This is a genomic window from Crossiella sp. S99.2 (assembly GCF_023094165.1).
Taxonomy (GTDB): Bacteria; Actinomycetota; Actinomycetes; order Mycobacteriales; family Pseudonocardiaceae; genus Crossiella.
Genome location: NZ_JALMDK010000016.1, coordinates 36937 through 54694, shown reverse-complemented (window position 1 = coordinate 54694; position 17758 = coordinate 36937). Strand labels below are relative to the sequence as shown.

Here is a 17758-nt window from a genome sequence, read left to right as displayed (position 1 = left end):
CTCGCCGGGTCAGGCGGCTGGGCTGTCGCCGTCGAAGTCGACCCGGACGCCGGAGAGCAGTTCGGCGGTCACCATCGGCCGGGCGGCCACCGGTGCGGTGGTGGCGGCGTTGTCCGGGGTGAGGCCGAACAGGGGCAGGGCCGGGGCCAGGCCGTGGATCTCGACCGGGACGGTGCGGTTTTCCTCCCAGGTCTGGCGGTCCATCCGGTAGCGGTCGCTGAGCACCTGGCGGCCGCGGACCTGGTTGACCTGCATGCCGTCTGCCTGGAAACCCAGCTTCTTGAACACCGTCTGCGAGGCGGTGTTGCTGCGTTGCACCACGGAGAAGGAGTACTCCGCGCCCAGGCCCTCGAAGGCCAGGTGCAGCATCGCGGCCCTGGCGTAGGTGCCCACGCCCTTGCCCTGGAACGGCAGGCCCAGCCACGCGGTGCCGAGGACCTCGCGGGTGAGGTGGAAGTCCCTGGCGCCCATGCTGTAGCAACCGATGACCTGATCCTGGTGCACCGCAACGAGATACAGCGTCCAGTCGTTGGGGGTCCAGGCGCCAAGGGAGTTCCAGTGCCGTTGCACCACCCGGCGGGCCACCACTTCCGGGTCGCCGTCGGTCCAGTGCGAGAAGAACGGCATCTCGCCCGGATCGTGCACGCCCCTGGCGGCGACCTCGGCCAGCTCGTCCAGGTCGGCCAGGCTCGGCCAGCGCAGCTCCACCTCGGGGGTGCTCAGGCGCAGGCCCGCGATCGGCCAGTGTCGCAACATCTCGCTCACTTCCCTTCCACAGACTCGATCGCGTCCAGCGCGTCCAGCAACCGCAGCAGTTCCGCCGGCGTGCCCATGGACACCCGCAGGTGGCCGGGGAAGCCGAACAAACCCGCGTCGCGCACCAGGATCCGGTGCTCGGCGGCCAGCCGGTCCTGGGCGGTGCGGGAATCGGCCACCGCGACCGCGACGAAGTTGGTCACCGAGGGCAGCCAGCCCCGGCCCCTGGCGTCGAGCTGCTCGCAGAACCAGCTGCGACGCTCCACATTGGACGCTCGCACGCCGGCCAGGTGGTCCTGATCGGCCAGGGCCGCGATGGCCGCGGCCTGGGCGATCGTGTTGGCGCTGAACGGCATCGTGCCCTGCGCGGCCCGCAACGCACTGAGCTGCTCGGCCGCGCCGATGGCGTAGCCGATGCGCAGCGCGGCCAGCCCGTAGGCCTTGGACAGCGTGCGCAGCGCCACGATCGGCGCGCCCCGGTCCAGGTAGTCGCGCACCTGGGGCGTGCCCGGGTCGGCGAAGTCCAGGTATGCCTCGTCGAAGACGATCGGCACCCCGGAGTCCTCGGCCGCGCGCACCAGCCGGTCCAGTTCGGCCCGGCTCAGCACCCCGCCGCTGGGGTTGTGCGGGTTGCACACGTAGCCAATACCGTGCTGGGGCAACGCTTCCGCGAAGTCTTCGACGTCCAGTGCCCCGCCGGAGAGCGGCAGTGCGGTGCAGCCGCGGCCACTGGTCTCCAGGCAGGTCTGGTACCCGGGGAAGGTGCCGGCCGTGGTCAGTCCCGGCCGGTCCGACGCACCGACGGCGAGGCTGGTCAGCAGCACCAGCTCGTCACTGCCGTTGGCCACCGCGACCTGTTCGACCGGCAGTTTGTGGTGCGCCGCAATGGCTTCGGCCACCCCGGCCCGCGCAGGGTCGGGGTAGACGCTGACCTGGGTCAGCGCGGCCGCGGCGGCGGCCAGGGCGGCCGGGCTGGTGCCGTAGACGCTCTCGCTCAGGTGCAGCCGGGTCAGGCCGTCGGCGTGGGCCGCGTTGAGCCCGCCGCTCACGTCTTGTCCCCGATCAGGACGCCGAAGCAGTAGCTGCCGCGTTCGGCCTCCAGGGTCAGGAAGCAGTGCACGCCGCCGGCCGGGATGCGCATCACCGCGGGCGAGGTCAGCTCGTGCTTCTCCCCGTCCAGCTGGACCTCGATCCGGGCGCCGCCGGGGGTGGGCGAGATCAGGAAGTAGATCTCGTCGACCTCGTGCGTGTGCGGGGCGGCCACCGGCTTGCCGACCAGCGCGCTCAGCTCGCCGCCGGCCAGCTGCACCGGCAGGCCGCCGAACATGTCCGCGGTCAGGTAGAACGGCGCGGGCTGGTGGTGCCCGGCCACGGCCAGCGGGATGGGCAGGTTGGTGTGGATCTCGGCCATCTCAGCTCACCGTGCTTCCAGGACGAACAGCCACGAGTGCGGGGCGCCGAAGGGCACCGCGCGGCGCAGGTGCAGGCCGGCCTCGGCGAAGAGCTGCTCGTAGGCCTCCTTGGTGTGCAGCGGCACGCCCATCAGCGCGTGCGCCAGCTCGAACCCGGTGGAGAACACCGGCAGCGTGGCGTCGTCGTCGTGCCGCGGCCGGATCACCGTGTCGGCCAGCAGGAACGTGCGCGCCTTGGGGAAGACCTCGCGCATCCGGGGCAGGATGTCGCCGCGGGTGGCCGGGTTGGCCAGCAGGTCGTGCAGCAGGAAGAAGCTCATCACCGCGTCCACCTCGGCGATGGCCTCCCGGTGTTCCTGCGCCAGCACCACGTCCAGCACATCGGCCTGGATCGCGCTGACCCGATCGGCCATGCCCGCCGCGGCGATGGTGCGGTGCGCGATCTCGGTGGCCGGACCGCTGATGTCCAGGCCGAGGCCGCGGGCGCCGGGGCGTCCGGCCACCACCCGGCTGACCCGGGCGGAGGTGCCGCTGCCCAGGTCGGCCAGCACACTGAAGTCGACCTCGGCGAGCACCCCGTCCAGGATGTGCGCCATCAGTTCGCGGTCGCACTGCGCCGAACCCAGCGCCACCATGCCCTCATCGCGCAGCACGTCGTGGCTGTAGGTGCGCTCGCCCAGGGCCAGCGGGCCGGCGTTGGCGAAGACCTCGTTGTAGCCGCCGACCGCCCAGGTGAAGAAGCCGTGCATGCGCACCACCTCACGCCCGGCCTCGGTCAGGGTGACCTTGTCGCCGTCCACGCTGACGTGGCCGAACGAGCGGGCGGCGTGCACGAAGGAGCGGAACATCGGCTCGTCCACCGAATGCTCGGCGCAGAAGGCGGAGACGTCCACGAAGCCGGCCGACTCGAACTCGGCGAGCACACCGAGGCGGTTGAGCGCGAAGAGCACGTTGGCGGCGATGTAGCCGTTGAACGCGCTGTCGGCGCTCATCGGCAGCGGCGCGCGGCCGCGCCAGTCCTGGGCCAGCACCGGGTTGTCCTCGATGCGGTCGGTCCTGGTCACGTCGGTGACGGTCATGCGAAGTTCCCCTCCAGTGTTCGGGATCGACCAGCCCGGTACTCCTGGTGGAGGCGACCGAGCATGGCGTTGAGCTGTTCGGGTCCGGTGATCGCGCGGTAGGCGAGCACGGCCAGGTCCCCTCGGGTGGTGACCAGGGCGCGGACCAGTGGTGCGTCGAGCAGCTCGAACGGGGTGGTGGCCCATTCGGTGACAGCCGCCCGGCTGTGTTCGTCAGTGGTGGCCTCGGCCACGGTCAGTTCGGCCAGCGGCCGGGCGCGGACGTGCGCGAACCAGCGGTCGCCGTCCCGGTGCACGATGGTGCGCAGTGCGGGTTCGGTGGCCTGCAGCTCGGTGAACAACCGTTGCAGCGCAGGCACATCCGGGCTCTCACCCAGCGACACCGTGGCCAGCACGTTGTTGTCCGCGCGACCCTCGGTGCGCACCTGGTCGGTGAACACCAGCCGCAGCGGCACCGGCGCCAGTGGCGTCACCGACTCCAGGTCAGGGTCGGTGCCCGCACCGTCGGTGGCCAGCGCGTCGGCCAGTGACTTGATCACAGCGTCCACAGTGGACGCTCCGGCCAGGTCGGGGCAGACCCCGGTGAGGCGGCGCAGCCGGTGCTGGCAGCGGTCCAGTTCGGCCGGGGACGCGGTGGCCAGCACCGTGTCGGTCAGCCCGACCAGCTCCGCCACCGCCGCCGGGTCGATCGCCGGCATGGTCATGGTGACGCGGCGGAAGGCGTAGCCGGGCAGGTGGATCCGCCGGCCGGAGCGCCGCTGGGTGAGATCGGCGGGCACGCCCTGGCACCAGCGATCGGCCAGGCTGACCGCCGGATCGGCCGCCTCGGGGCCCAGGAAAGAAGCCCCGACCCGCCCGTGCACCCGCTGTTCGCTGACCGGCGCGGTCAACGCCTCGATGGCCTGGGCGTGGCCGGTGGCGAGCACCACGCAGCGGTGGTCGAACTCCTCCCGGCCCCTGGCCAGGGTGCAGGCCACATCGCGCAGCTCGGCGTCCGGGTGCTCGCGCAGCCAGTCCGCCAGCCGCAGCCGCATGGCCGCCAGCACCGCGGGGTGCCCGGCGGACAGCGGCAGCAGCCAGGTCTGTTCGGTCACCGGTCCTCCTCGCGGTGTTCCTGGATGATCAGGTGTGCGTTGGTGCCGCCCAGCCCGAACGAGCTGACCCCGGCAGTGCGAGGGCCTTCGGCACGGGTCCAGGCCCGGCCCGCGGGCAGCAGCTCGAACTGTTCGGCCAGGTCGGCCACTGGTTCGGCCACATTCGGCGTGGCGGGCAGGAAACCCTCGCGCACGGCCAGCGCGGCCTTGATCAGTCCGGCGATGCCGGCGGCGGTGTCGGTGTGTCCGATGGCCGCCTTGACCGAGCCGAGCGCGAGCGGGCCGCCCGCGCCGTAGACCTGGGCCAGCGCACCGAGTTCCACCGCGTCACCGAGCCGGGTGCCGGTGCCGTGCGTCTCCACGTAGTCGACCTCGGCGGCCGGGACCCCGGCGCGGGCCAGCGCCCTGGCGAGCACCTTGGCCTGACCGTCCACCCCGGGTGCGGTGTAGCCGACCTTGCGCAGACCGTCGTTGTTGATCGCCGAACCCTTGATCACCGCGTGGATCGGGTCCCCGTCGCGGCGGGCGTCGGACAGGCGCCGCAACAGCACCGCGCCCGCCCCGTCCCCGGCCACGACGCCGGTGCTGCGCTGGTCGAACGGCCGGGACACCCCGTCCTCGGCGAAGACCTGCCCCGGCTCCCACACGTAGGAGCCCTCCGCGTTGGCCTGGATGGACACGCCACCGGCCAGCGCGTAGTCGCAGTCACCCCGGCGCAGGCTCTCCGCGGCCAGGTGCACCGCGACCAGCGCGGTGGAGCAGCCGGAGTCCACCAGCATGGACTCGCCGCCCAGATCGTGGTGGTAGGAGAACCAGGTGTTCATGAAGGTGGCCTCGGTGAAAACCACCTCGCCCGCGGGCAGGAAACCGTCGCTGTCCGGCTTGACCCCGGGCACCGCGCGGCCACCGTAGAGGCTGGTGCGGCCACGCAGGTCGGACATGCGCAGCCCGGCGTCCTCCACCGCGGCCCACAGGCATTCGTAGAACACCGCGTGCTGCGGGTCGACCGGGCGCGGCTCGTCCGCGCCGATGCCGAACAGGCTGCCGTCGTAGGCCAGTCCGTCGGCGAGCAGGCCGTAGCGGTACACCGTGCGCGAACCGTCGGCGTGCTCGACCGGCGCGCGGCCGGTGGTCAGGCAGTCCCGCCCGGCTCGCAGATTCGCCCAGTACTCCTCGACATCGCGGGCTCCGGCGAAGCGACCGGCCATGCCGATCACCGCGATGTCCTCGGCCGCGTCCGCGCCGCGCAGCACCACGGGCAGCGCGGTCACCGGCGCCGCCCCGGAAAGCAGCTCGGCCTGGTCGGCGGCGGAGGGGTTGCCCATGAGCTGCGCGATGGACACGGTGACCCCGGTCCGGCTGCGCAGCGCCTCCTGCAGCTTGACCACCAGCAGCGAGTGCCCGCCAACGTCGAAGAAGCTGTCCCGAGCGGCCACCTCGGCCACCCCCAGCACCTCCCGCCAGGCCCCCAGCACCTGCTCCAGCGCCGGCTCCGCCCTACCGTCGAGTTGGCCAAACTCGTACGCCCCGTTGGCCAAACTCGTACGCCCAGTTGGGCCAACTGGACCGGCCGCCGTCGGTTTGGGCAGTTTAGGCCGGTCGATCTTGCCGTTGCGGTTGAGCGGCAGCTCGGAAAGTTCGACCAGGTGCGTGGGCACCGCGAAGGAGGGCAGCACCCGGCGCAGGTGCGCCCGCAGAGTGTCCACATCGGACTGTCCGGAGTAGACGACGTAGGCGACGATCTCCCGTTCGTCCCGCTGGTTCTGCGCGGTGGTGACGAAACATGCCTCCACCAGGTCGTGCGCCAGCAGCGCGGCCTCCACCTCGCCCAGCTCGACCCGTTGGCTGCGGATCTTGACCTGGTTGTCGGCGCGGCTGACGAACTCCAGCAGGCCCTCGGCGGTCCAGCGCACCCGGTCTCCGGTGCGGTACAGCGTGCCGGGCCCGAACGGGTTGGGCACGAACACCTTCGCGGTGCGTTCCGGGTCATTGAGGTAGCCGTGCGCGACGCCGGGGCCGCCGAGCAGCAGCTCGCCGATCACCCCGGCCGGGGCGGGGCTGGTGGTGCCCTCGAACACCACGTGCAGCTCGGTTTCCGGCACCGGCACCCCGATCGGCACCGTGCGATCGGATTCCCGCACGGTCTCGATCGGCCAGTAGGTGGAGGTGAAGGAGTTCTCGGTCGGCCCGTAGCTGTGCACCAGGGTGCCGGGCGCGCACCAGCGCAGCGCGCGCCGCACGTGCGGCACCGAGATGCGCTCGCCGCCGAAGTACACCCGGCGCAGCGACTGCAGCAGGTCCGGGGTGTCCTCGATGATCCGGTTGAGCAGCGGCGTGGTGATCACCAGCGTGGTCACACCGTGCGCCCGCACCTGCGTGCGCAGCTCGACCGGGCTGAGCACGATGTCCTTGTCCAGCACCAGCAACGCCGCGCCGTGCGCCAGCGCGCCCCAGATCTCGTAGCTCGCGCCGTCGAAGTTCAGCGGGCACAGGTTGGCGATGACGTCGGTGTGCTCCAGCCGGAGGAACCGGTCCTCGCCCATCAGCCGGGCCAGGCCGATGTGCGGCAGCACCACCCCCTTGGGGCGGCCGGTGGAGCCGGAGGTGTAGAGCACGTTGAGCGTGGACTCCGGCCGGATCTCGGCCACCGGCGGGGTGCCCGGCAGCGCCGCGGCCTGCGCCAGCGCCGCGTCCAGGGCGAATCCGCCGACCTCCTCGGCCTGTTCCGGCGCGCACAGCACCAGCACCGGGGCGGCGTCGGCCAGCACGAGTGTGCGCTGGTGCGCCGGGTAGGCCGGGTCCAGTGGCAGGTAGGCCGCGCCGGACAGCGCCACCGCGAGCATCGCCACCACGGTGTCGACCCCAGGCGGCAGCATCAGCGCGACGATCCGCTCCGGACCAGCTCCGCGTTCCCGCAGCCAGTTCGCCAGCGTGCCCGCGCGGTGGGACAGTTCGCCGTAGGTCAAGGTCTGCTCGCCGTGCCGCACCGCGAGCGCGTCCGGCCGGGTCTTGGCGTGGCCGAGCACGAGTTCCGGCAGCAGCGCCGTAGTGCCCTCGACCGCCTCGGATGCACGCGCCGGGTCGGCCAGGGTGCCGAGCAGGTCCCGGCAGTCCTGGCCGGGGTCGGCGACCGCGGCGGTGAGCAGTGCGGTGAGCTGGTCCAGCACCAGGCGCACGGTGGCCTCGCGATAGACCGCCGTGTCGTAGTCCACCCGCAGCCGCAACGAGTCCGGGCGCTCGATCCCGGCCAGGCCGAGGTCGTACTTGACGCCCTCCACCTCGTGATCCAGCAGTCGCACCGGCGCACCGGCCACGGTCCAGGACACCGGTTCGGCCGAGCGGTGGTCGAAGACCGCGCGGTAGACCCCGGCCTCCGCGCCGTGCCGGGCCAGTGCGGTGCGCAGCTGATCCAGGGGCACTCGCTCGTGTTCCAGCCCGTCGAGCACCTGTTCGCGCACGGTTCCCAGCAGCTGCCGGAAGGTGTCCTGCTCGCCGAGTCGCACCCGCACCGGGAGCACCCGGGTGTGCAGGCCGATCTCGTGGTCCAGCCGGGGATCGCTGCGGCCGCTGAACGGCATGCCGAGCACACCGTCCGGCTCGCCGCTCCAGGCGGAGAGCAGCAGGCCCCAGCCGGCCAGCAGCACGGTGGCGGGGGAGACCCGCTCGGTCTCGGCCAGCTCGCGCAGCCCGGTGAGCGCGGCGGGGGACAGCTCGGAGACCAGCGTGCCGCCTTCTCCCACCCCGGATTCCGGGCGGACCAGGTCGGTGGGCACGGCCAGCGCCGTCCACCCGTCCGCGGTGAGGTCGGCCCAGTAGGCCAGGTCCTCCGCCGCGGTGTCCTCAGCGTCCACAGTGGACGGTGCGGGCAGTGCGGTCGGCACGCCCTCCAGCCGGGCCTGGTATGCCTGCAACAGGTGGTCGGCCAGCAGCTCCATCGACCAGGTGTCGGTGACGATGTGGTGCACGGTCAGCACCAGCAGCGCACCGTCGGCACAGCGCAGCAGCCCGGCGCGCAACAGCGGCGGGGAGGCCAGGTCGAAGGGCCGGTCGCCCTCGGCCCGCGCCCACGCCAGTGCCGCGTCCCGGGAATAGGACCCGGGTCGGGGCAGATCGGCCAGGCTGACGGGCAGGTCGGGCCGCACCACCTGGTGCAGTTCGCCGCCGTCGAGCTGGAAACTGCTGCGCAACTCAGGGTGCCGGGTCAGCACGTCGGCCAGCGCGGCCCGCAGCGCGGGCACGTCCGGTGACGTGTCGAACTCCAGGTCGATGCTCGCGTTGTACCGGCCGGACTCGGGTTCGCCCTGCACCGCCAGCCACATCTCCAGCTGGGTGGCGCTGGCCGGTCGCGAGATCATCGCCCTTCCCCGTACAGCTGCTCGATGACCTCGGCGTACTTGGCCGCGATCGGGTTGCGCCGCTTCTTGAAGTTCGCGGTCAGCTCGCCGCCGTCCACCGACCACACCGCGGGCAGCACCCGGAAGGCGCGCACCTGCTCGCTGACGGCCAGTTCACCGTTGATCTTGCGCACCGCCTCGCCGATCTCGGCCAGCAGGTCCGGATTGTGGCTCAACTCGGCCAGATCCGGGCTGAGTTCGCGTTCGGCGGCCCACTCCGCGGCCCGGTCGGCGTCCAGGGTCAGCAGCGCGGTGACGTGCGGTCGCCGGTCGCCGATGGCGCAGGCCGCGCCGATCAGCGGATGGCGCTGCAACAGGAACTCGATCTTCGTCGGCGCGATGTTGGTGCCGGCGGTGTTGATGATGAGTTCCTTCTTGCGGCCCACGATGTGCAGGTGGCCCTGCTCGTCGTAGGCGCCGATGTCCCCGGTGCGGAACCAGCCGTCAGGGGAGAGCACCTCGGCGGTGGCCTCGGGATCCCGGTAGTAGCCCTGCATCACCATGCCGCCGCGGATGATGATCTCGTCGTCGTCGGCGAGCCCGATCTCCACACCTGGGTAGGGCTTGCCAACGCTGCCGTTGGGTCCGTCGCTGGTGACCGAGGTGGTCAGTTCGGTCATGCCCCAGGACTGGGTCATGGACAGGCCCAGCGACTGGAAGAACTCGATGATCTCCGGATCGATCGGCGCGCCACCGCTGACCGCGCGCAGGCACTCGTCCAGCCCAGCCTTGGCCAGGATCGCCCGCAGCACCGGTCTGACCTGCTCGGCGGGCCCGCGCAGGTCCTCGGGCACCTCCTCGCCGCGCGCCTGGAACCTGGCGAGCTGTCTGCCCACCTGCAGGCAGCGCCGGACCAGTGCGGTGCGCCCGGGTTGCGGATCGTTGTCGATGGCCGCGTTCAGCTCGGAGTGCAGCCGCTCGAAGATCGCCGGCACGCCCATCAGCAGTGATGGCCGTACTTCGCGCAGGTACTGGAACAACTTGGCCGGGTCGGGGCAGAAGTTGATGACCGCCCCACCCATGATCACGTGGCCCCAGTGGTCGACCATGCGCGCGCCCACCGTGCCCAGCGGCAGGTAGGAGATGATCTTGAGGTTCTGGGTGGGCAGCGTGCCCTGCTCGGGCTCGGCCGGCTTGCTGCCGTCCGGCTCGCGGAAACCCGCGGCGATCGACCAGCGGACGTTGCGGTGGGCCAGCATGACGCCCTTGGCCGCACCGGTGGTGCCGGAGGTGTAGACCACGGTGGCCAGGTCGTCCGAGGACAGGCGAGTGGTGGCCTCGGTGAAGAAGTCCGGCCGGCCGGGGACCAGCGCGGCGCCCTCGGCGCGCAGGCTTTCCCAGGTGCGCAGCCAGCCCGCCTCCTCGGGGGCGACCTCACCGGTCAGCAGCACCACGGTGCGCAGGTGCGGCAGCCGGTCCTGGACCTCCTCGAACTTGGCCAGCAGCTCCCGGTTCTCCACAAACGCGACGGTGGCCTGGGAGTTGTCCGCGATCTCGGCGACCTGGGCCGGGGACAGCGTGGTGTGCATGGAGGTCGCGACGCCGCCGGCGGCCTGCGCGGCCAGGTCGGCGATGTGCGGCTCGGGCCGGTTGCGCGACATCAGCAGCGCGAACTCCTTGGGGCGGAAGCCGATCAGCTCCAGGCCCAGCGCGACCTCACGCACCGCGTCCCGGTACTGGTTCCAGGTCAGCGACTTCCACTCGTCGCCTTCCTTCCACAGCATCGAGTCCGCGTCACCCAACCGCTCGACGGTGTCCAGGAACCCGCTCAGGACGGTGTGTCCCTCGATCTCCGCCTTGACCTCATCGCGCACGACGTCAACGTCGGCGACGGGCATGAGCCGCGTCATCTTCGTACTCCAAGCGTCCGATTTCTCCGGTTTGCGGCAGTGTGGTGCCCGCCGGAAAAATGATGTGAGAAACCGCCCCCAGTGACGGAATTCTTGTGCGCTGATCGCAATTCTTCGGCGGGAACGGCCGCAGTGGCGATCGGCGAATTGTGTTGCCGGAATTACACCGAGAGACGGTGGTAAGCGTCCTCGGCCGCGCTCCACAGGGCCGGGAAGAGGGCCTTGTCCGAGCGGTGCTGCACACCGGAGATCGGGCGACCGCCCAGGCTCACCGGCAACGTCTCGTCCTCGGTGCGGGCGCCGGACTCGCCGGCCCGCAGGCTGGGCAGACCGCCCAGCTGGGACCACACCATGCGCAGGTGCGTCTGCTTCCACTCCATCATGCAGGCGTCCAGTCGCAGCAGCGCCTCCCGGACCAGCGCGAGCGCCTCCACCTGCGAGGATGCCGGTTCGCCGCCCGCGGTGTCGTTCTGCAGCTGGATGAGTCCGGCCAGGTCGACGCTCTCGCGCAGCATGGCGGTCTCGAACTGCTTCCACAGCACCTTGGCGATGCGGCGCAGGTTGCGGTAACCAGGCGAGTCCAGGCCGGTGGCATCCTGCGGCAGCGTGTTGCGCATGGTCAGCAGGCTGTGCTGGGGCAGGTGCTCCAGCAGCAGTTTCACCCCCATGTTGCCCATCCGACTGACCTCGGTGGAGCGGTCGATCAGGCGGGCGGCGGCGGTGTAGCGGCTCTCGTCCAGGTGCTTGATCACCCGGCGCAGCTCGTAGTGCACGTGCGCCCAGGAGTACTCGGTCACCAGGTGCGTGACCTGGAAGAAAGGCTGCTCCGGGTGCAGCACGTCATTCTCCGGAATGAGTGCGTCCAGCGCAGCGGTCAGGTTGAGCACGCCCTCGTAGTGGCTGCCCGTGTTGTAGGCGTAGGAGAGCTGCGGATTGCTTTCCCCAGGATTGAGCACACGTTTCTCGTGCGGACTCATGTCGACCTTCCCCAGTTTCATGATTCCCCGGTGGGACCGTACCACGCATTTCTTCCGGCCTGCACAGGGTCCGATCGAAGTTTTTGCGGCGGTAGGTAAAGGCTTGTTCAAGAATTCTGCTGCTTCCGCCACCAGCTCCGACCTGACTCGGGCAGGGTCCCGACCGGGTCGTAGTAGGTGTGGCGGCGGGCCAGTACACCGGCCTCATCGGCCTCGATACCGGTTCGATAGTTCTTCGTCCAGTAGGAGATCCCGAGTTCGCGATCGTACTCGGTGACCTGGTCCACCCACCGCTTCCCAACATAGGGCACGTCGCACACGATTCGCGGTGTGGCGAAACCGGGCAAATAACCCATGATGGCGCGCTGCAGTTCCTGCGCCTCCCAGACGGCCACCCGCCAGTGCTCGGCGTGCGGAATCATGTCGCACATGTAGAAGTAGTAGGGCAGCACGTTCGCCTCGTCCTGCAAGGCGAAACACAGGTCCAGCAAGGCTTCCGGCGTGGTGTTGACACCACGCATCAGCACCCCCTGGTTCCGCACATCGCGCACACCCGCGTCCAGCATTGCTCCCGCCGCCTCGGCGACGAGCGGGGTAATGGACTGCGCGTGGTTGACATGGGTGTGGATGGCGAGGTTTACTCCGCGCTCGCGCGCCCGTCGCGCCACCCGGGTCATGCCGTCAATGACGGCAGGCTGCAACCAGTGTTGCGGTAATCCCGCCAGGGCCTTGGAGGCCAGCCGGATATCGCGGATCGAGTCGATGTCCAGCAGCCGCGAAACGAAGGCTTCCAGCCGCGGCCACGGCACATTGGCCACATCGCCGCCGCTCACTACCACATCCCGGACGCCGGGCGTGCGTCGTAGGTAGTCGATGATGCGGTCCTGCCGGTCGGCCGGCTTCAACGTCAAGCGGTGTTTGTCCACCGCGGGCGTGGAATTGCCGACCAGGTCCATCCGGGTGCAGTGCCCGCAGTACTGCGGACAGGTCGAGAGCAGTTCGGCCAGCACCTTGGTCGGGTAGCGGTGGGTGAGACCTTCCACCACCCACATTTCCGCCTCGTGCAGTGAATCGCGTTCGGCGTGCGGGTGCGAGGGCCACTCGGCGTCCCGGTCTGAGGCCACCGGGATCATGTACCGGCGGATCGGATCGGCGTAGAAGGCCTCGGTGAACGCGGCGGAGTGCATGGCCGCGTCCGGGGCCATCGTGTTGAGCATCTGCGGCGGCACCAGCATCGACATGGTGGCCAGTCGCTCCTGGTCAGTGGCCAGGTCGGCGAGGAACTCCGCACTGAGCAGGCCGCCGGTCACCTCGTTGAGCTGCCGGGCATCGCGCACGCAGTGCACCCGCTGCCACTGGGCGTCCCGCCACTGCTGCTCGGTCACCTCGCGCCAGGCGGGAAAGCGGCGCCAATCCGGCTCCACCAGCTCCCGCCGGGCATACGTGTAGGGCTGTGGCAAGCCTGGCTTGCCTTGGTTTTCTTGGATGTGAACCCCTCCCTCGGGCCGCAGCGGAGCGTAGAGCGGCATCGCTCAGGCGCAAACACCTTTCGAATATGTTGTATTTGATGTCACCTGATTCAGGGGCGCTGGGCAGGGATTTTGTCGGGTTGACAGCGCCTGCCTGGGGCTGTGGTAGGAAGGAACAGCCGAATCGCGCCTGGGGGCTTCACGTCGGCACCGCCGACCTGTTTCCACACTGAGGATTTCCCGCGCGCATCACTTCGCGTGTGATGAGGACGTACACAGGTGAGCACAACCGAGTCAAGTGCCGTGCCCAACGCGGCGAATCCGGACATCGAGCCCGATGCCCGGAAAATCCGAATAGTCTTCACCGGTCTGGTCCTTGCGATGCTGATGGCCTCGCTCGATCAGACCATCGTGTCCACCGCGCTCCCGACGATCGTCGGGGATCTGGGCGAAGTGGACAATATGGCCTGGGTGGTCACCAGCTATGTGCTGGCCACCACCATCTGCATGCCGATTTACGGCAAGTTGTCCGACCTGGCCGGCCGCAAGAACGTCTTCCTGGTCGCGATCGGGATCTTCCTGCTCGGCTCGGTTCTGTGCGGACTTGCCGAGAGCGGCACCGGCCTGATAGTCGCGCGCGCGGTCCAGGGCATTGGCGGCGGCGGCCTTTTTGTGCTGTCGCAGGCGATCATCGCCGATGTGGTGCCGCCGCGGGAGCGTGGCCGGTACATGAGCTTCCTGGGTGTGGTATTCGGGGTCGCCTCGGTGGCCGGACCGTTTCTCGGCGGAATCGTCACCGACGCGGTGTCCTGGCGCTGGTGCTTCTTCATCAACCTGCCGGTGGGCGCGCTGACCATCATCTTCGTCGCGCTGTTCCTCAAATCGAACAGCACCGGGCGGGCCTTCCGGCTGGACTACGCAGGCACCGCGCTGCTCGCGCTGGCCAGCACCGGCATCGTGCTGGTCTCCAGCTGGGGCGGCACCCGCTACGGCTGGACCTCGCCGGTGATCCTCGGCCTGATCGCCGGGGTGCTGGTGTGCGCGGTGCTGTTCGTGTTCGCCGAGCGCCGGGCGGCCGAGCCGGTCATCCCGCCGCACCTGTTCCGCGATCCGGTGTTCGTGCTCACCTCGGCGGTGGGTCTGCTCGTCGGCGCGGCCATGTTCAGCGCGGCCAGCTTCCTGCCCACGTTCTTCCAGATGGCCAACGGGGTCAACGCCACCGAGTCCGGGCTGCTGATGCTGCCCATGGTGGTGGCCTTCATCATCGTGTCCACCTGGACCGGCAAGCAGATCGCCAAGACCGGCCGCTACAAGATCTACCCGGTGGCCGGCACCGCGGTGATCACCCTCGGGTTTGTGCTCATGTCGCTGATGGACAGCACCACCCCGCTCGTGCTGAGCGGGGTCTACACCGCGGTGGTCGGCATCGGCATGGGCCTGGCGATGCAGGTGCTGGTGGTGGCGGTGCAGAACTCGGTGCCGCAGGCCGACCTGGGCACGGCCACCTCGGCGCACACCTACTTCCGCGAGATCGGCGCCTCCCTGGGTGTGGCACTGGTCGGCGCGGTGTTCACCGGACGCCTGGCGGTGAGCCTGGCCGAACGACTGCCCGTCGGCGGCCTGCCCGAGGGCGTCGCGGTCACCCCAGAACTGGTGCGCGGCCTGGCGCCGGAACTGCGGGCCGGGGTCGCCCAGTCCTACGCGGACGCGCTGCCCCAGGTCTTCCTGTACCTGGCGCCGGTGCTCGCCGTGGCCGTGGTGCTGATGGCCATGGTCAAGGAGAAGCCGATGGGCGGCGCCCCCGCACCCGCCGAGGAGTCCGCATGAGCACGCCGCTCTCGCTGGAACAACAGCTGTACTTCGACATGTGCGCGGCGGACTACCGCCACCGCACCATCACCACCATGCGCAGGCTGCGCGGCCCGCTGGACCTGGCCGCGTTCACCGCCGCGGTCACCGAGGTGGTCAACCGGCACGACGCACTGCGCACCCGGGTCGACCGGCGCGGCGAACCGGTGCAGCACCTCGGCGACGAGGTCGCGGAGTTCCCGGTGCGCGTGCTGACCGGCTTCTCCGCCGAGGAGCTGGACAAGGCGATCGCCGAGGCATGGCGGCTGGTCAGCGCGGAGATCGCGGTCGCCGCGGACGGCCCACTGCGGGTGGAACTGGTCCAGCTGGCCGAGGACGACCACCTGCTGGCCATGGCCGAACACGACATCGCCGCGGACAGCTGGTCCAGCGCCCTGGTGCTCAGCGAGATCCTCGCCGCCTACCGGCACCGGGTGGCCGACGGCCCGGCGCTGGAGCCGGTGCCGGGCACCTTCGCCGGGCACATCGCCGAGCAGGCCGCGGCGGGGGAGCACCTGACCGAGGAGCAGCTTTCCTTCTGGCGCACCGCGTTCACCGAGTCCTCAGTGGACGTGGTCGACCCGGCGCTGCGCCGCGACGAGGGGGTGCTCACCCGGCTGGACTCGATGCTGGACGCCGGCACCACCTCGGCGGTGCGGGCCTTCGCGGCCAAGGCGAAGGCGACCCCGTTCGCGCTCACCCTGGCCGCGGCCGCGACGGCCGTGGCGGGGGAGTGGGGCCAGTCCGCGCTGCGCCTGACCACCGCGCTGCTGGGCCGGGACGGCCGGGGCAGCCGGGAACTGGCCGGGGTGTTCCACCGCCTGGCCGACATCCGGGTCGACGTGCTCGGCGAGCAACCGTTGCGGGAACTGGCCCGCACTGCTATGCGGTCCACAATGGACAGCACGCGGCAGGCCGGGCCGCCCTACAGTTACACCCGGCTGCTCGCCGAACTGGCGGGGGAGGGGCACACCGGGGCCGCGGCGCAACTGCACCGCATCCGCACCGGCGAGGGCGGGCGCGCGCTCAACGTGGCCTTCGAGTTCTTCCTGCCCGGCGAGGGCAACGTGCCGTCCACAGTGGACGCTCCGCTGTCCGTCGAGCCGGTGGATCTGTCCGCCTTCAGCACCCAGGTGCGCTACAACGCCTACGACGTGATCTTCATCGTCGGCTTCGCCACCGAGGTCTACCTCGGAGTGTTCTACAACGACGAGGTGGTGCCGGCGGCCACAGCGGCCCGCCTGGTGGAGCGGATGTCGGGTGTGCTGCGCTGCTGCACACCCGACAACCTGGACCTCACGGTGGCTGACGTGCCAGCGCCCCAGGGCCTGTCCGCGGAGCCGCGTGGGCGAGAGTCGTGATCGAGGTGGTTCCTGGCGGTGCGGCCGGGCCGCCCTCATACCGGGCGTATTCGGGTGGTCCGGCCGTGCCGTCAGGGGCCGCCTCGGCGCGGCTATCGCTTGCGTGGCTCCGCGGACAGGCCCTCTGGCTCGTTGAGGCGGGCCTCCAGTTTGGCCGCGAGGTCCTGGAGGTCATCCGCGTCGAAGATCAGCTCGGCCGGGACCTCGACCCCGAGGTCGGTGCTCAGTCCGTCGGCCATCTTGGCCGCGGCCAGCGAGTCGCCGCCCAGCTCGAAGAAGTTGGCGCCCGCCATCGGGGCGTCGGCGCCCAGCGCTTCCCGCCCGGCCTCCGCCACGCTCTTGCTGACCCGTGAACCGGACTCGTTCATCAAATTTCTCCCCAAGTTGTTGCCAATGACTGCGACCAACAGTAAGCCTCAGCCTGGGAACGCGACACCGCAATTCCACATTTTCTCGAACACACCTTGAACCTGGGGGATAAGTGACCACTGTTGACCCGCTGTCCGATTTGGTGCGGATGGCTTCGATGCTCACCCCGTCGACGATTCGGGTGGCCGCCACGCTCCGGCTGCCCGATCTGATCGAATCCGGCGTGACCACCCTCACCGAACTCGCCGAGAAAAGCGGAACCGACGTCGAGGCGCTCGGCCGCACCATGCACTACCTCGTGCTGATCGGCCTGTTCACCGAAACCGAACCGCAGACCTACGCGGTCACCGAGGTGGGTCGCGTGCTCACCGAGGAGCACGGCGCTGGCATGCGCCGCTGGCTCGACCTGGAGCAGCCCGGCCGCCGCATCGAGGCCAGGATGGAGCCGGCCATGGCCGGGCTGCTGACCTCGGTGCGCACCGGCGGCCCGAACTACGAAGAGGTCTACGGCCGCAGCTTCTGGCAGGACCTCGACGCCGACGCCGAACTCGCCGAGTCCTTCAACGGCTCGCTCGCGGTGCACGTCAACGGCTTCGCACCCGAGGTGGCCGGCGCTTATGACTGGGCTTCGGTCAAGCACGTGGTCGACGTCGGCGGCGGCACCGGCGCGCTGGTGGCCGAACTGCTGAGCACCCACCCCGAGCTGAAGGCCACCCTGGTCGAGCTGGACACCGTGGTCGCGGACGCGCCGCCGGTGCTGGCCGCGGCCGGGGTCGCCGACCGCTGCGAGATCGTCGGCGGCAGCTTCTTCGACCCGCTGCCCACCGGCGGCGACGTATACCTCATCGCCAACTGCGTGCACAACTGGAACGACCAGAATGGGGTGAAAATCCTTAGCCGCCTCGCCGAGGCTGCGGGCCCCGGCGGTCGCGTGGTATTGGTGGAAAGGCTCCTCGACGAGGAGCGCGAGGGGTTGTTCGCGGCCTACGCGAATTTGTTGATGATGGTGCTGCTCGACGGCAAGGAGCGCACCGAGAAAGACTTCAGGGAACTCGCCGCGAAGGCCGGTCTGCGGCTTGACTCGGTGCGGCAGCTGGAGTACCCAGCATTGGCATTGTTGGAATTCACCGTCACCGGATGAGTCCGCCA

At 70.2% G+C, this 17758-nt stretch carries 13 protein-coding genes; 3 read left to right on the top strand and 10 right to left on the bottom strand.

Going from position 1 to position 17758, the window contains the following annotated elements:
- Positions 1–9: 9 nt before the first annotated feature.
- The 9 genes from MZC64_RS40505 to MZC64_RS40465 all read right to left on the bottom strand — a co-directional run bounded on the left by MZC64_RS40505 (position 10) and on the right by MZC64_RS40465 (position 13022).
- Positions 10–756 carry a GNAT family N-acetyltransferase gene (locus MZC64_RS40505; RefSeq protein ID WP_247765072.1) on the bottom strand — a complete coding sequence of 249 codons (747 nt, stop codon included), beginning with the start codon at positions 754–756 and terminating at the stop codon, positions 10–12.
- A gap of 5 nt (positions 757–761) precedes the next feature.
- A complete protein-coding gene (locus MZC64_RS40500) occupies positions 762–1805 on the bottom strand; it encodes a histidinol-phosphate transaminase (RefSeq protein WP_247764946.1) in 1044 nt (347 codons plus the stop codon).
- Positions 1802–2167, bottom strand: a complete 366-nt coding sequence (locus tag MZC64_RS40495) for a cupin domain-containing protein (protein WP_247764945.1) — start codon at positions 2165–2167, stop codon at positions 1802–1804. The genes MZC64_RS40500 and MZC64_RS40495 overlap by 4 nt, the downstream gene beginning before the upstream one ends.
- Positions 2168–2173: 6 nt before the next feature.
- Positions 2174–3247 (bottom strand): class I SAM-dependent methyltransferase, encoded by a 1074-nt coding sequence (locus MZC64_RS40490; RefSeq protein ID WP_247764944.1) that lies wholly within the window; start codon positions 3245–3247, stop codon positions 2174–2176.
- A complete protein-coding gene (locus MZC64_RS40485; RefSeq protein WP_247764943.1) occupies positions 3244–4341 on the bottom strand; it encodes a hypothetical protein in 1098 nt (365 codons plus the stop codon). The genes MZC64_RS40490 and MZC64_RS40485 overlap by 4 nt, the downstream gene beginning before the upstream one ends.
- Complete coding sequence (locus MZC64_RS40480) at positions 4338–8696, bottom strand: amino acid adenylation domain-containing protein (protein ID WP_247764942.1); 4359 nt, start codon at positions 8694–8696, stop codon at positions 4338–4340. Before MZC64_RS40480 ends, MZC64_RS40485 begins: the two co-directional genes overlap by 4 nt.
- Complete coding sequence (locus tag MZC64_RS40475) at positions 8693–10585, bottom strand: long-chain fatty acid--CoA ligase (protein WP_247764941.1); 1893 nt, start codon at positions 10583–10585, stop codon at positions 8693–8695. The genes MZC64_RS40480 and MZC64_RS40475 overlap by 4 nt, the downstream gene beginning before the upstream one ends.
- Positions 10586–10746: 161 nt before the next feature.
- Positions 10747–11562 carry a hypothetical protein gene (locus MZC64_RS40470; protein ID WP_247764940.1) on the bottom strand — a complete coding sequence of 272 codons (816 nt, stop codon included), beginning with the start codon at positions 11560–11562 and terminating at the stop codon, positions 10747–10749.
- Between the two features lie 107 nt (positions 11563–11669).
- A complete protein-coding gene (locus MZC64_RS40465) occupies positions 11670–13022 on the bottom strand; it encodes a KamA family radical SAM protein (protein WP_247764939.1) in 1353 nt (450 codons plus the stop codon).
- Between the two features lie 288 nt (positions 13023–13310).
- On the opposite strand from MZC64_RS40465, the gene MZC64_RS40460 reads away from it, so the two are divergent.
- Both MZC64_RS40460 and MZC64_RS40455 read left to right on the top strand, forming a co-directional pair.
- Entirely contained in the window at positions 13311–14858 is a 1548-nt protein-coding gene (locus MZC64_RS40460) for an MDR family MFS transporter (protein WP_247764938.1), read from the top strand.
- On the top strand, positions 14855–16240 hold the full coding sequence (locus tag MZC64_RS40455) for a condensation domain-containing protein (protein ID WP_247764937.1): 1386 nt from the start codon (positions 14855–14857) through the stop codon (positions 16238–16240). The genes MZC64_RS40460 and MZC64_RS40455 overlap by 4 nt, the downstream gene beginning before the upstream one ends.
- Before the next feature lie 92 nt (positions 16241–16332).
- Here MZC64_RS40455 and MZC64_RS40450 read toward each other — a convergent pair whose 3' ends face one another.
- The gene (locus tag MZC64_RS40450; RefSeq protein WP_247764936.1) at positions 16333–16608 is read right to left on the bottom strand and encodes an acyl carrier protein; all 276 of its coding nucleotides are present in this window, start codon (positions 16606–16608) and stop codon (positions 16333–16335) included.
- A 113-nt stretch (positions 16609–16721) separates the two neighbouring features.
- On the opposite strand from MZC64_RS40450, the gene MZC64_RS40445 reads away from it, so the two are divergent.
- A complete protein-coding gene (locus MZC64_RS40445) occupies positions 16722–17750 on the top strand; it encodes a methyltransferase (RefSeq protein WP_247764935.1) in 1029 nt (342 codons plus the stop codon).
- The last annotated feature ends 8 nt before the right edge of the window (positions 17751–17758 follow it).